A 13,730-nucleotide genomic window follows, 5' to 3' on the forward strand; every position below is an offset into this window, starting at 1 on the left:
GGCTGCGATGAAGGTATTGATCACCGGCGGCGCCGGATACATCGGATCCACTGTCGCCACCGCGTGCATCGAGGCGGGGATGCAAGTGGTCATCCTCGACGACCTGTCCACGGGCCTTCGAGCGTTCTGTGAGGGGCGCGATCTCTATGAGGGCGACATCGCCGACCCGGAGATCCTGACCCGTCTCCTTTCGGATCACCCCGACATCGATGCTGTCGTCCACTGCGCGGCCCGCATCGTGGTGGCCGAATCGGTAACCGACCCCCTCGGCTACTACGACACCAACGTGGGCAGGACCATCGTGCTGCTCCAGCGGCTTCGTGACGCGGGTGTCTCCCGCATCGTGTTCAGCTCCTCGGCGGCGGTGTACGCGGGGGAGAGCGGTCAGGGCGCCGACGAGAACAGCCCCCTCGCACCGTCCAGCCCCTACGCCACGACAAAGGCCATGGTCGAGCAGATCTTGAAGGACGCGGCGACGAACGACGACTTCCGCGCGATCGCTCTCCGCTACTTCAATCCGATCGGAGCCGATCCGCAGATGCGTACCGGCCTGCAGAACCCCCTGCCCTCGCACGCGCTGGGGAAGATCATGCGGGCCCGCGCGACCGGTGAGCCGTTCTCGATCACGGGCACCGACTGGCCCACCCGCGACGGCTCAGGGCTGCGCGACTACATCCATGTCTGGGACCTTGCGCTCGCGCACGTGGCCGCTGTCCAGAGGTTCGACGACGTCTCCACACCCGATGAGCCCTACCAGGTGATCAATATCGGTACAGGGGAGGGCGTGACCGTCCGCGAGCTCGTGGCGGCGTTCGAGCGCGTCACCGGTGAGCCCCTTCCCACGATCGACACCGATCGCCGCCCCGGAGACCAGGCGGGCGCCTTCGCGATCGTCGATCGCGCGGCGGATGTCCTGGACTGGCGTGCGGAGCGCTCTGTGGACGACGGCGTGCGCGACGCGATCACCTGGGCGGCGAAGCTTCCCTCGGTGCGCTGACGACGCTCTCCGGCTACTCCTGCGGACGCAGCGTCGGGATGGCGCCCGTATGCGCCGCATCGATGTTCTCGCGCCACGACCGCGATTGCCCGGCACGCAGGGCGCACAGCACGAGCATGAACCACCCGGCGCCGACGAGCGTGAAGCTCTCGAACATCGAGTCGACCGCCAGGGTCACGAGCATGATCGGGGTCCACGCGTAGACGACCGATCGTCGTGTGCTCGCCACGAGCCAGGAGCGGATCAGGGCGACACCGCCCAGGAGCAGGAACACCACCAGGCCCGCGGCGCCGAGTTGCAGGAGCACGTCGAAGAACGCGTTGAGCGCGCTCTGGTGGCGATCGTCGAGCTGGAAGTTGATGTAGGTGAACGGGTATTCGCCGCGAGCCCAGTCACCGAACCATCCCCAGCCCTGGATCGGCTTCACCGCGACGAAGTCCAGGATGGTGTTCCACAGCGAGGCGCGGAGCGAGAAGTCGGATCCGGCGTCGAGCAGGGCGATGATCTGGTGGCGCAGCGCGAAGCCGGCAGCGAGAGCGAGGGTGACCACGACCCCGAGCATCCATTGCACGATCGTCCGTCGTTCCGGAGGCGCATGCCGGACGATCGTGAGCGCCACCGTGACGACGCCCACGGCACCGGCGAGCACCAGGACGGTCGGAGAGGAGGAGAGCACCGCCAGGAACCCCGCGAGCCCTATCGAGATCACGGCGAGCGGTGCGTTCACCGATTGCGTCCGCCACTCGATCACGAACGTGATCAGTGCGATCACCGCGATGAACCCGAGCATGTTGCGACTGCCGAACAGCCCCTGGATCGGGCCGCCCGCCGCGAGGTCGCCCTGCACGCCGAGGAATGTGAACGGCAGGTCGAGAAGCACGCCCGACAGGATCTCCACGGCGAGCGAGGCGGCGAGGAGCACCCGCAGCGTGTCTCCGATCGCCCGCACGGTCTGGAGGGTGTCCCGGATGTGTCCGATCGTGATCGCCAGGAACGCATAGCCGAACAGGGACATCCAGCCGAAGATCGTGTCGGACTTGTCCGTGCTCCAGAAGACGCTCACGAGGGCCCACGCGAGGAATGCGAGCAGCGACGACGGCGCGATGCGCAGAAGGGAGAGCTCGTCCCTGCGCACCCACAGGATCGCCGCGCCGAGCAGGCACAGCGCTGCGATGATCGTCGCCAGCGTGACGGCTGACGTCATCTGCCGGATCGCGTACGATCCGAACACCGCGGTCAGGGCAGCGAGCGTGAACGCACGAGCCAGCTCCACCGATGCGAGCAGGCGGACCATCGGGCGCGCCGGCGTCACGGCACCCGCCGCTGCCGAGCGCCGCGTTCGAACAGGAGGTCGCGCTCGCCGACGCCGACCAGCGGTACCGACTTGAGCTTGAACGACAGGAGCACCAGGAGCATCCACCCCCACAGCATGATCGGCGTGGACTCGGAGAAGCCCTGCACCAGCAGCACCACCGTGAACAGGCTGGGAAGCAGGGTCAGCGGGGAGAACGGTCGTGCGCCGTCGAGATCCCAGCGGGGACGGTCGACGGCGAAGAACCAGGAGCGCCACAGCAGCGTGCCGTACGCGACCGCCATGAGCACAACACCGACGACACCGAGCTGGAGCAGGACGTCCAACCACATGTTGTGCGCGTGGAACACGGTGATGCCGTGGTCGGTGATCCACTCGTCGAAAGCGGGGTCCGTCGGGATCCAGGGGCTCGAGAAGCCGTTGCCGAAGATCGGGTGCTCACCGGCGCGCTGCAGCACCTTGGTCCAGATCTTGTCCGAACGGCCGGTCAGATCGGCGCTGCGGCCGAGGAGACCGAGCAGCGGCTCGCGCAGCAGCCAGACGCCCAGGGCCGCGATCGCCGCGCCGCCGATGGCCACGATGTAGATGCGCGTGCGTGCGCCGGGGGTGCGGGCGCGGCGCATCAGGAGTGCGACGACGAGGACCACTGCGACGGCGGCTGCGCACACCATCGCAGTGGCCGATGCCGTACGGAACAGGAAGTACGCGGCGAGGAGCATCCACAGGGCGAGCGTCGTGCGCCACCGCGCTCTGGCGGCGAACAGCACTCCGAATGTGATGATCGCGAAGAGCGAGATGATCGCCAGGAGATTCGCGTTTCCGACGATGCCCTGGATCCTGCCCCCGTCGAACAGGTTGTCGCGCACCCAGTACCACTGCGGATCGATCTTTCCGTCCGGGAGTTCGAGGAAGTTCGGCAGCAGCGGTCCATGAAGCACCAGAGAGACCCAGAGCTCGATCGCCAGGGAGAGGCCGAGGATCCATTTGAACGCGGAGGAGAGAGCGCGGACGATCTCATGCCAGGTCAGCACGTGGGCGATGAAGAGAGCGTTGACCGTGACCGACGCGAGCAGGACCCAGGTGATGAGCGTCGGCCCGCGCCACTGCGACCAGGCCACGGATACGAGCGCGAGGGTCGTGTAGCCGAGCGCGGTCCATGGCAGGCGACGCCAGCGGAAAGGCTGCGGCCGATTGCGGGCGAGCATCGGGACGCCGATGCCGAGCGTCGCCAGCGTGAAGACGGCGAGCGTGATCGCGGCGCCCTCCGGCCCGAGCAGGTTGTAGACGGCCGAGTGGGCGAAGGTCACGAAGAGCACGACGATCGCATACCCGCGCAGCATGAGATGCCCCGTCGACTCGCGCTCCGGCGCGGTGGGCGGGGCAGACACCGGATGCTTCGTGTACTGGGCCATCGCGTTCAGGCTACCGTCCCGCGCTCCCGACGTCGCTGAACGCGGCGACGCGGCTCTACGCTGGTGGCATGCTGCTGAGCCTCACCAACACGCCCCGTGATTACGCCTGGGGATCGGACTCCCTCCTCGCCGGACTCGAGGGACGCACACCGACCGGCGCTCCGGAGGCGGAGGTCTGGTTCGGCGATCACCCCGGTGACCCGGCCGACGTCGCCGGCGGTGGCACACTCGATCAGGTCACGGGAGGCACACTTCCCTACCTCCTCAAGCTGCTCGCGGCGGGACGCCCGCTCTCGATCCAGGTGCATCCGACGATCGAGCAGGCGCGCGCGGGGTGGGCGCGGGAGAGCGGTCTCGACGCCGACGACCCGCAGCGCAACTATCGGGATGACAACCACAAACCCGAACTCCTGGTGGCGCTCAGCGATCGATTCGAGTCGCTGAGCGGACTGCGTCCCGTCCCTGACACGCTTTTCTTGCTCGATGCGCTCGATGACAGCGGTGGGGTCCGACAGCTGCGCACACGTCTGAGTGCCGAGGGCGACGCCCTGCGCGACGTGATCGCCTGGCTGCTCGGCGGGGAGGCGGACGACGAGGTCGACGAGATCATCGGCGCGATCGTCACCGCCGCGGCTCGGGGCGAGGCGGGGGAGTGGAGCACGACGCTCCGCGCCATCGCCGACGTCGCGGCGACGTACCCGGGGGACCCGGGAGTCGTCGTGGCGCTCCTCATGAACCATGTGGTGCTCGAGCGTGGAGAGGGCGTGTTCCTGCGCGCCGGTCTGCTGCACGCCTATCTCTCCGGGCTCGGCGTCGAGATCATGGCCGCGAGCGACAACGTGCTTCGCGGCGGCCTCACGCCCAAGCGCATCGATGTGCCCGAGCTCCTGACCATCCTCGACACCACTCCCGGGGAGGTGCCGGTGCTGCGGGCAGAGAGCGCGGGGCCGGTCACGCCGTATCCCGTTCCGGTATCCGACTTCGCCCTCGAGCGCGTCGTGGTCGACGGAGCCGTCCTCACCCTCGACGTCTCCGGGCCGACGATGGTGCTCGCCACCGCGGGAGACGTCACCGTCTCTTCGGCCTCCGGGGACGAACTCGTGCTCGCGGTCGGCACGGTCGCCTTCGCCGACACGGACGAGGCGACCGTCACGCTCTCGGGCGTGGGCGAGGTCTTCATCGCCGGTCCCGGGCGATGATCCCCGCGGCCGATCACCGCATCCCGACACGCCGGTGATGGTCCATGAACCTTCAATAGTCGCTTGAGGGTTTACGATCCGCGACTTGACCGGAGCGAATGACACGGGTGTAATTAGTCATGCGCACGGCCCGCCGGGGGGCGGAGACAGGGTTGGAGATCGAGATGACGGGTTACCGTTCAGACGTACCGGAGAACTGGTTCGTCGATCCGATCAACCTCGGTGTTCCCGGGGTTCGACGCACCGATGCCGGCGATGACGACAACGCTCTCGCCTGGCAGAGCGACGCTCTCTGCTCGCAGACCGACCCGGAGGCGTTCTTCCCCGAGAAGGGTGGATCGACGAGGGACGCCAAGCGGATCTGCACGTCGTGCGACGTCCGCGGGGAGTGCCTGGAATACGCTCTCAACAACGATGAGCGGTTCGGCATCTGGGGTGGCCTGTCCGAGCGCGAGCGCCGGAAGCTCAAGCGCCGCGCGAGCTGAACGGACCCGCATCGGCGCGAGAGCGACGATGCCACCGGCTTCGCGGGCGCGCCGTATCCGGTGCGTCGACGTCGCCCCTCGCGCGCATAGGCTGACGACGTCATGCCAGCCCGAGTTCACGCCATCATCGTCGCGCGCACTGGATCCTCTTCCCGAGCGCAACTCCTCCGCACTCTCGACGCCCTTCGCACGCAGACCACCCCCGCGGCGGCGGTGACCCTCGTCGTATGCGGCGATGCGTCGTCCGTGCGCGAGAGCGAGGTCGTGGCGGGCACCGTCGAAGGGATCATCGAGGCGCGTGCCTCGACGTCCTTCGCCGAGGCGGTGGAGCTCGCCCGACCTCGAGTGCCCGAGGGGTCTGCGGTCTGGCTGCTGGCACAGGACACGACGCCGCACCCTCGGGCGCTGGAGCGTCTGAGCGGCACGCTGGAGCGCTCGCCGTCCGCCGCCATCGTCGCCCCCAAGCTCGTCGCCACGGACAACGAGCGCGAGATCGTCTCGCTCGGCGTCAGCATGACCGCGTGGGGCCGCTCCGTCGAACTCGCGGCGGGAGAGCTCGATCAGGGTCAGCACGACCGTTCCGACGATGCTCTCGGCGCCGATGTGCGGGGGATGCTCATCCGTGGCGAGGTGCGCGATGCCCTGCGACCCGATCCGGCCCTCGCGGGGGCCGATGAGGGACTCGACCTCGGGGTCCGTGCACGCCTCGGGGGTGGCCGTGTCGTCCTCGCGCCGAGTGCGCGGGTCTCGGCATCGTCGGGTGGTCCTGCCGCGCTTCCGTCTGGTCGAACGCGCCGCGCTTACGTGACCCGCCTGGCCCAGCTGCACCGACGGCTGGCGTACGCGCCGGCCGCGGCCGTGCCGCTGCACTGGCTCAGCCTGCTTCCTCTCGCGCTGTGGCGCTCCATCACCGACCTCGTCGGCAAGCGGCCCGAGGCTGTTTTCCCCGAATGGGGGGCTGCCCTCACGGCCATGTTCCGATTCGGTGCGGTCGCACGTTCCCGCGCCGGCATCCGCGCCTTCCGCACTTCCGCCTGGGCCAGCATCGCTCCGTTGCGCGTGACGTCCTCCGAGCTGCGACGGCGTCTGGATGACGGGCACGGAAGCGAGGGAGGTGCGGTCAGCGAACTGCGTTTCTTCTCCGGTGGTGGGGCCTGGGCCGTACTCGCGGCCCTGGTCGTCAGCATCGCGTCCTTCACGAGCCTGCTCGCCTGGCCGACGCTGGGGGGCGGGGGACTGCTGCCGCTTCGTCAGACCATCGCTGCGCTCTGGAGCGATGCGGCGTGGGGAACCCGCGACGTCGCCCTCGGCCTCGTCGGCCCTGCCGACCCCTTCGCCTCCGTGGTCGCGGTACTCGGGACGCTCTGGCCTGCCGGCCCTTCCTTCGCCATGGTGCTGTTGTGGATCCTCGCCCTCCCGCTCGCAGTTCTGGGAGGGTGGTTCGCCGCCACGCGAGTGACCGATCGCGGAGGGCTCCGGATCTTCGCCGGCATCGCGTGGGCGCTCGCGCCCACGTTCCTCACCGCCCTGGTCGACGGACGTCCGGCCGCGGTGCTCGTCCATCTCCTGCTTCCTTGGCTCTTCCACAGCGCTGTGGTCGCCCATCGGTCATGGGGCGCCGCCGGGAGCGCGTCGCTGCTCCTCGCCGCCGTGCTCGCCTGCGCACCGTCGCTGGCACCCGCCCTTGCGCTGCTCTGGATCGTCGCCCTGGGCATCGTGCTGGGAACGGCGCAGTTCCGTGGCGCGGGGCGACTGCTCTGGCTGCCGGTGCCGACGATCGCCCTGTTCTCACCACTGGTGATCTGGCAGCTCGCTCACGGCACGCCTCTGGGGATCCTCGGCGACCCCGGACTCATCTGGGCGGGCCCCCAGGCCGCCGCTGACGCCGCCGGACGCCTCGCGATCGCCGGCGGCTTCCCGACATCGGAGCTGGGCGGCTGGATGGCGCTTCTGCCCGCACCCATCGCCGTGTGGGCACCACTCCTGTGCGCACCTCTCGCCGTGCTGGCGCTCGGTGCGGCGGTCGCTCCACGCTGGCGCGCGGGGATCACCCTGCTCGTGGTCGCCCTGTCCGGGCTCGCCACGGCGTTCCTCGCGGTCGGGGTCACGGTGAGCTTCGCGCAGGGGACGCCGGTGGCGATCTGGCCGGGTACCGGACTCAGCCTGGCGTGGATCGGTGTCGTAGGGGCTGCCCTCGTGACGCTCGACACCGCGCTCACGCTTCCGCGTCTGCGGATCTTCGCGGCCGTCGCCGCGGCCGTGACACTGGCGGTCTGCGCGATCCCGGCGCTCAGCGCGCTGCACATGGGGCGCTCGGTGCTCACGAACGGTCCTGAGTCGACGCTGCCCTCGTATGTGGCCGCACAGGCCGCAGGGGATCGGCCGATCGCGACCCTCGTGCTCACCCCGCAGAACGACGGAGGACTGGCCGCAGAAGTGGCCTGGGGAGCCAGCGAGACGCTGGGGTCGCAGTCGACGATGATCTCCACCGCGGTCGAGCCGCAGGGAGCCGACATCTCCGCCCTGGCCGTGGATCTCCTCTCGGCCCGCGACTTCGATGCGCCCGGAGCATTGGCCGCCGAAGGGATCAGCTACGTCCTGGTCGCTGAGGTTCCTGGTGAAGGGGACAAGGCGCGGGCGCTTCGTACCGCGGCGGTCGCCTCGATCGATCAGCGTGCCGGCCTCGTGCACGCGGGCACCACCGATCGCGGCGTGCTCTGGCGTCTCGATGCCGACGCCGCCGAACAGCCACCGCTGACATCCGCCCAGCAGGGCACTGCTCGCCTCGTGATCACCGTGCAGCTGCTCGCAGTCTTCGCGGCCCTCCTGCTGTCCATCCCGACCCGCGCGTCGCGTCGTGCGGCTCGCGCCCAGTCGCGCATCGTCGGTCGCGTGCCTGAGGAGCCGATCGTGCTGCCTCGGCACGCGGAGGACAGGGATTCCCTTGATGAAGCGCCCGTCGGGGTGATCGAGGACCCCCAGGACGCGCCCGCCCTGAACGACGAGGCACTGGCGCCAATCGCTGATCCGGTGATCGATGACGCCGCTGGCCCGGTGGACGAGGTGACAGTGAGCGAGGCGACAGCGGACGGTGGGTCGGCGGACGGCGCTTCGGCGAGCCCCCACGACGAACACGCGAAGCCGATGGAGGAGGACCGATGAGCAACGGGAACCGCGCCTTCCGGGTCGCCGCGACCAGCGCCCGTGTCATCACGGGCGTGGCCGTGATCGCCGCCTGCGTCGTCGGTGTCGCCACGGCGATCCATGCGCCGTGGCCGATCGTCGCGCACGACCCCGCGCAGGTCGAGGTCACACCCGTGCCTGGCGACAGCGTGCTGGTCTGCAACGGCGATCTCCGTGCTCTCGGTCGTGACGCGTCGGCCCCCCTGGACATGCTCTCCGCGGCACCGACGAGCCTCACGTCCGGAGGCACGGCCGGAAGACCGTCGTCCGAGACGCTTGAGGTACCCGATCTGCCCGATGCGGGTGGACCGCAGGTGCTCACCGGCCCGGTCGATGGGCGTTCGGCACCGCTGATCGCCGGTGCCGAGTCCGTCACGATCGCCGCGGACGACCTCGCGGGGTACGCCGCCCTGCCCTGCGGCGTGCCGAGGCTGGAGTCGTGGCTCGTGGGCGGGAGCATCGACACCGGCACCGAAGACATCATCACCCTCACCAACGCGACCGAGGTCCCGTCGACGGTGACCCTCGCCGTGTACGGAGCCGCCCGCAGCACCCGGACGGTCATCGTCCCTCCGCGCTCGCAGACGGCGCTCCCTCTGACCTCGTTCGCCACCGGCAACGATCTGCCGGTGGTCAAGGTGAGCGCGGTGGGAGCCCCGGTGAGAGCGGCCCTCCAGTCCTCGCTCGTGCGCGTCCTCGATCCTGCCGGCATCGATCTCCAGGACTCGGTCGCGGGACCCCAGCAGAGACTCGTCTTCACCGGAGTGCAGGCGTTCCCGGCCAACGGCGATGACGCGGAGATGGCCGTTCTCCGGGTGCTGGCCCCCGGCGTCGACGCTCGGGTCCAGGTGAAGGTGCAGGCCGAGGGCGCCACGGTGCCTGTAGACGAGTTCACCGTGCCCGTCGAGGCGGATCTTCCCGCTCAGGTCTCGCTCTCCGGCCTCGAGCCCGGTCGGTACACCGTCGAGGTCGAATCCGACGTGCCGCTCCTCGCCGGGGTCAGGCAGCAGGACGGCTTCGGTCTCGATTCGGACTTCGCGTGGGTCACCCCCGCGCCGGAGATCGACGCCGAGGTGGTCTTCGCCGTGCCCTCCGGTCCCGATGCACGACTGCAGGTGTCGAACACCTCGGACCGGGACGCAACCGTCACACTCGAGCCGGTCGACGGCGGTCAGGCCCAGGAGGTCGTCATCCCCGCGGGGGAGACCGGCGGGATCGCGGTGGAGGGGCGGACGACGTACCGGATGCGGACGACGGCGCCCGTGCACGCGGCCGTGACCCTCACGGCACCCGGGGCGCTCGCAGTGCTCCCGGTGCAGGCGAGCAGCGGCGGAGAGAAGCCGATCACGGTCTATCCCTGACGGAATGCGGGTGCCCCGGCCGCCGGAGTGTCAGTGCTCGTGACCGAGATCCCACGGTTCACGGCCGACGTACTCCGCGGCGGCCCGGAACACCGCGCTCTCGATGGCCATGCGTCTGTGGGCGGCATCGTCGTGCCCCGGAGGCAGGAGCCGCTCGATGGGAAGTCGGAACAGGACGATACGTCGATTGTCGCGATCGAGGTACCAGCGCGGCACCTCTTCGCCGGCGTCGAAACCCGGGATCGCGCCGATCTCGAACCGGACGTCCTGCAACTCTGGCCACGTCCCGCGGAGGAACTCCACGGCCGTTCCGACGGTGAGGTCGAATCTGTCGAGGCGGCCGTCGAGTGGAGCCAGCGGCGGTCGCACGACCTCGCTGCGGCCGAGACGCCCGTGTCGTCCGTGGCGTGCACCGCGCCGCGGGGCAGCGGAGGCATGAGCGGTGCGGCGGCGGGGCATGACGAAAGTCTAGGCGGTGCCAGGATCACTCGGCGCGGCATCCGGCGCTCACCCGGGGCGCGCCGTACGCTGGCGGAGATGGACGGACGACTGTGCTCGAAGGTCGGCTGCGCGCGCGAAGCCGTAGCCACCCTCACCTACGACTACGGCGATCAGATGGCGGCGCTCGGCCCGCTCGGCGCCGCGAACGACCCGCAGGCACATGATCTGTGCTCACCGCATGCGGACCGGCTCTCGGTTCCCGCGGGCTGGCTGGTGGTCCGTCACGAGGCCCTCCGCGCCTGACGGCGTTGCGTCGACACGCGGACGCAGCCGTCGGCGAGGATCCGAAGTCTGGATACGCTGACCGCAGGCGTGCCAGGGCGGCACGGCTGGAAAGGCACTCGTGATCGTCTGGCGCCGCTGGATCTTCCCCCTGCTTCTCGTGGTGGTCTTCGGAGCGTGTGCCGCGGCACTCGTCAAGATCGCGTTCTTCCCCGACCGCGCGGAGAGCGTCGTCAGCCCTGAGGCGGGGATCACGGATCCGGTGGTGGTGGTGGAACGCGGTTCGGTGGTCAACGCGCTGAGCCTGAGTGGGAACGTGGCCCGCGACGACGCCTACGTCGTCCGCGGCGAGCTCAACGGCACCGTCCTCGCCGTGCACGTGGGTGAAGGAGCAGCGGTGGCCGCCGGCCAGAAGCTCTACACCGTGCGCCAGGAAGAGCCGCGCAAGGACATCGACGTCGTCGCGCCGGAAGCGGGCGACGTGTCGGAGTTCGCCATGGTCAAAGGCCAGGCCACCACGGTCGGGACAGAGGCGTACAAGCTCACCCCGGCCAAGTACCACCTGCTCGCGACGGTCGACCCTGTGCAGCTGTACCGCCTCGTCAACGCGCCCACGGAGGCGACGGTCACCATCACCGGCGGTCCCGCGCCGTTCGCGTGCACCGGAGTCGGGGTGCAGGTCACCGCGGAGGGCACGGCGAGTGTGCGCTGCGCCATCCCCGTCGATCAGACCGTCTTCGCCGGACTCCCCGCGAAGATGGACCTCGCCCTCGGCCAGGTCGACGATGCTCTGGTGATCCCGGTCACCGCCGTCCAGGGCGGCGCGGGATCCGGCAAGGTCTGGGTGGACGCGGGCGACGGATCCGACCCCGAGGAGCGCGCCGTGACGCTCGGCGTCAACGACGGCGTCACGGTCGAGGTGACGGAGGGGCTGGCCGAGGGGGACAGCATCCGTCAGCTCGTCCCCGGCTTCGTGGCTCCCGTCGAGGAGTTCTGCTACGAGGTCTCCCCGGGAGTGGAGCAGTGCGACAGCGGGATGAACTGGTGAGTCTCGTCGCGCTCGACGACGTCTCCAAGAGCGTGCTCCTGGCGGATGACTCCCGGCTGGAGATCCTCCGCGGGATCACCCTCGAGGTGGGAGCCGGTGACCACGTCTCGATCGTGGGTCGGTCGGGATCCGGGAAATCCACCCTGCTCAACATCCTGGGCATGCTGGACGCACCGACATCGGGCTCCGTCGCATTCGAAGGACGCGAGGTGCGCAGGATGCGCTCCGGTCGGCTCGACCGCCTGCGCGGGGACAACGTCGGCTTCGTCTTCCAGCAGTTCAATCTTCTTCCCGGGCGCACGGCGATCGACAACGTGATGATGCCGCTGGGCCACGCCAAGGGGAAGATGTTCTGGAACCGTCGTCAGATCGCCGCCGACATGCTGGAGCGGGTCGGCCTCGGGCATCGTGTCGAGCAGATCGCGGACAAGCTCTCCGGCGGCGAACAGCAGCGCGTCGCGATCGCCAGGGCGCTGGTCCGCCGACCCGTCCTGATCCTCGCCGACGAGCCGACGGGCGCGCTCGACATCGACACCGGCGCATCCGTGATGTCGCTCCTCGACGAGGTGGCCACCGAGACGGACGCTGCACTGGTCACGATCACCCATGACCTCCATGTCGCGGCACGGGCACGTCGGCACTACCGCCTCGATGCGGGCCGCCTGGAAGCCGCCGACCTCAGCCGCGCCTTCGAAGCGTCGACCCTCGCGGCGTCGGTGCCTTCGGCGCCGCCGGAGGTGATCGCATGACCGGCTTCCTCGGTGCTCTCTCCGACGCCTGGGCCGAGATCCGGGTGCACAAGCTGCGTGTGCTGCTCAGCCTGATCGGCATCGCGGTGTCGGTGGGCGCTCTGACCGCGGTCGTCGCGTTCTCCGAGTACCAGCGCCAGTTCCAGGCCGAGCAGTCCGACCGGTGGGGCGGGCGCGCCGCGACCGTCGTCGTCTCCGTCAACAGCGATGACGGCTCTCCCGTCGACGCCGACGGCTTCGATGCCCGCTTCAGTCGTGTGTCCGAGCGGTTCGGCTTCAGCCACACCGCGCGCATCTCCCAGGGGCTGACGGTCGACCTGCAGCTTCCCGACGGCATAGCGCCGGTTCCGGCGCGCATCATGGATCCTGCGTTCTCGCAGATCCATCGCGAGCGGCTTCTGGACGGGCGCTGGTTCATCGACTCGGACACCGAGGCGATGGCACCCCCCGTCGTGATCACCGAGCCCCTCTGGGACCGTCTGGGGCGTGTGCCGCTGTCGCAGCACCCGACGGTGGCCCTGAGCGGTCCGGCCGGTGGCACGTACCAGGTGATCGGAGTCACACCTCGCCAGGGCTTCGGCGACGAAGAGCTTCGCGTCGATCTGCTCTACGACGCGTACCGGGCTCGCGTGGACGCGTTGCCCACGGAGGCGTGGACCCAGTACGAGATCTGGATGGGCACGGGGCAGGTCGACCAGATCGCCCCGGTGCTCGCGATGGACCTCCGGGCGGGCCTGCCTGCGGGACAGACGGTCACGGTGAACAGATCGGACTGGGCGGCGCAGCCCGGCGCGATGGACGCCCAGGCGACCTTCGAGATGATCACCGGAGGAATCGCCGCGCTGATCCTCGCCCTCGGAGCGCTGAGCCTCATCAACATCCAGCTCGTGGCGATGCGCCAGCGCGTGCGCGAGATCGGTGTGCGACGCGCGTTCGGGGCGAGCTCGGGGCGGGTCTTCTTCGCGGTGTTCCTGGAGAGTCTGGTGGCGACGACGGTGGCCGGCGTGATCGGGATCGCGATCGTCGTCGCGGTGCTGCGGTCGGAATGGGTCATCACGTCGCTGTTCTACGGCATCCAGGACATCCCGCCGTTCCCGATGCGGGCGGCGCTCATCGGGCTTCTCGCCTCCGTCATCGTCGGCGCGGTGTCGGGCTTCATCCCCGCCCTCGTCGCCCTGCGGGTGAAGGTGATCGACGCGATCCGTTTCTGACACACCGGCGGGCTCGATCGGGTCGCCCGGTGGTGGTGGGAGGGTTCCTG

The 13,730-nt window shown here is 69.6% G+C and carries 12 protein-coding genes; 9 read left to right on the forward strand and 3 right to left on the reverse strand.

Annotation, left to right across the window (positions count from 1 at the left end):
• Window positions 1-7 precede the first annotated feature (7 nt).
• Window positions 8-997 carry a UDP-glucose 4-epimerase GalE gene (galE, locus tag GZ64_RS0112085; protein ID WP_036271433.1) on the forward strand — a complete coding sequence of 330 codons (990 nt, stop codon included), beginning with the start codon at window positions 8-10 and terminating at the stop codon, window positions 995-997.
• 13 nt (window positions 998-1,010) lie between these two features.
• On the opposite strand, the gene GZ64_RS0112090 is transcribed toward galE, so the two are convergent.
• Both GZ64_RS0112090 and GZ64_RS0112095 read right to left on the reverse strand, forming a co-directional pair.
• The gene (locus GZ64_RS0112090) at window positions 1,011-2,291 is read right to left on the reverse strand and encodes an O-antigen ligase family protein (protein ID WP_231479883.1); all 1,281 of its coding nucleotides are present in this window, start codon (window positions 2,289-2,291) and stop codon (window positions 1,011-1,013) included.
• A gap of 14 nt (window positions 2,292-2,305) precedes the next feature.
• On the reverse strand, window positions 2,306-3,721 hold the full coding sequence (locus GZ64_RS0112095) for an O-antigen ligase family protein (RefSeq protein WP_029258266.1): 1,416 nt from the start codon (window positions 3,719-3,721) through the stop codon (window positions 2,306-2,308).
• A 68-nt stretch (window positions 3,722-3,789) separates the two neighbouring features.
• Here GZ64_RS0112095 and manA point away from each other — a divergent pair, with 68 nt between their 5' ends.
• From manA to GZ64_RS0112115, 4 genes are all read left to right on the forward strand, one after another.
• Window positions 3,790-4,920 (forward strand): mannose-6-phosphate isomerase, class I, encoded by a 1,131-nt coding sequence (gene manA, locus GZ64_RS0112100; RefSeq protein ID WP_029258265.1) that lies wholly within the window; start codon window positions 3,790-3,792, stop codon window positions 4,918-4,920.
• A gap of 164 nt (window positions 4,921-5,084) precedes the next feature.
• A complete protein-coding gene (locus tag GZ64_RS19130) occupies window positions 5,085-5,405 on the forward strand; it encodes a WhiB family transcriptional regulator (protein WP_081859749.1) in 321 nt (106 codons plus the stop codon).
• Between the two features lie 102 nt (window positions 5,406-5,507).
• Window positions 5,508-8,567 (forward strand): glycosyltransferase, encoded by a 3,060-nt coding sequence (locus tag GZ64_RS0112110; RefSeq protein WP_231479884.1) that lies wholly within the window; start codon window positions 5,508-5,510, stop codon window positions 8,565-8,567.
• Window positions 8,564-9,949, forward strand: a complete 1,386-nt coding sequence (locus GZ64_RS0112115) for a DUF5719 family protein (RefSeq protein ID WP_029258262.1) — start codon at window positions 8,564-8,566, stop codon at window positions 9,947-9,949. The genes GZ64_RS0112110 and GZ64_RS0112115 overlap by 4 nt, the downstream gene beginning before the upstream one ends.
• 30 nt (window positions 9,950-9,979) lie before the next feature.
• On the opposite strand, the gene GZ64_RS0112120 is transcribed toward GZ64_RS0112115, so the two are convergent.
• A complete protein-coding gene (locus tag GZ64_RS0112120; protein WP_231479885.1) occupies window positions 9,980-10,408 on the reverse strand; it encodes a hypothetical protein in 429 nt (142 codons plus the stop codon).
• A 78-nt stretch (window positions 10,409-10,486) separates the two neighbouring features.
• On the opposite strand from GZ64_RS0112120, the gene GZ64_RS0112125 reads away from it, so the two are divergent.
• From GZ64_RS0112125 to GZ64_RS0112140, 4 genes are all read left to right on the forward strand, one after another.
• The gene (locus GZ64_RS0112125; RefSeq protein ID WP_021199833.1) at window positions 10,487-10,693 is read left to right on the forward strand and encodes a DUF3499 family protein; all 207 of its coding nucleotides are present in this window, start codon (window positions 10,487-10,489) and stop codon (window positions 10,691-10,693) included.
• Window positions 10,694-10,793: 100 nt separating this feature from the next.
• Window positions 10,794-11,720: a hypothetical protein gene (locus tag GZ64_RS0112130; RefSeq protein ID WP_029266799.1), complete on the forward strand. Its 927-nt coding sequence runs from the start codon at window positions 10,794-10,796 to the stop codon at window positions 11,718-11,720.
• Window positions 11,717-12,469 carry an ABC transporter ATP-binding protein gene (locus tag GZ64_RS0112135; RefSeq protein WP_081859744.1) on the forward strand — a complete coding sequence of 251 codons (753 nt, stop codon included), beginning with the start codon at window positions 11,717-11,719 and terminating at the stop codon, window positions 12,467-12,469. Before GZ64_RS0112130 ends, GZ64_RS0112135 begins: the two co-directional genes overlap by 4 nt.
• Complete coding sequence (locus GZ64_RS0112140) at window positions 12,466-13,680, forward strand: ABC transporter permease (protein ID WP_029258259.1); 1,215 nt, start codon at window positions 12,466-12,468, stop codon at window positions 13,678-13,680. Before GZ64_RS0112135 ends, GZ64_RS0112140 begins: the two co-directional genes overlap by 4 nt.
• Window positions 13,681-13,730: the final 50 nt, after the last annotated feature.

It is taken from the genome of Microbacterium sp. Cr-K32 (assembly GCF_000708345.1).
GTDB classification, from domain to species: domain Bacteria; phylum Actinomycetota; class Actinomycetes; order Actinomycetales; family Microbacteriaceae; genus Microbacterium; species Microbacterium maritypicum_A.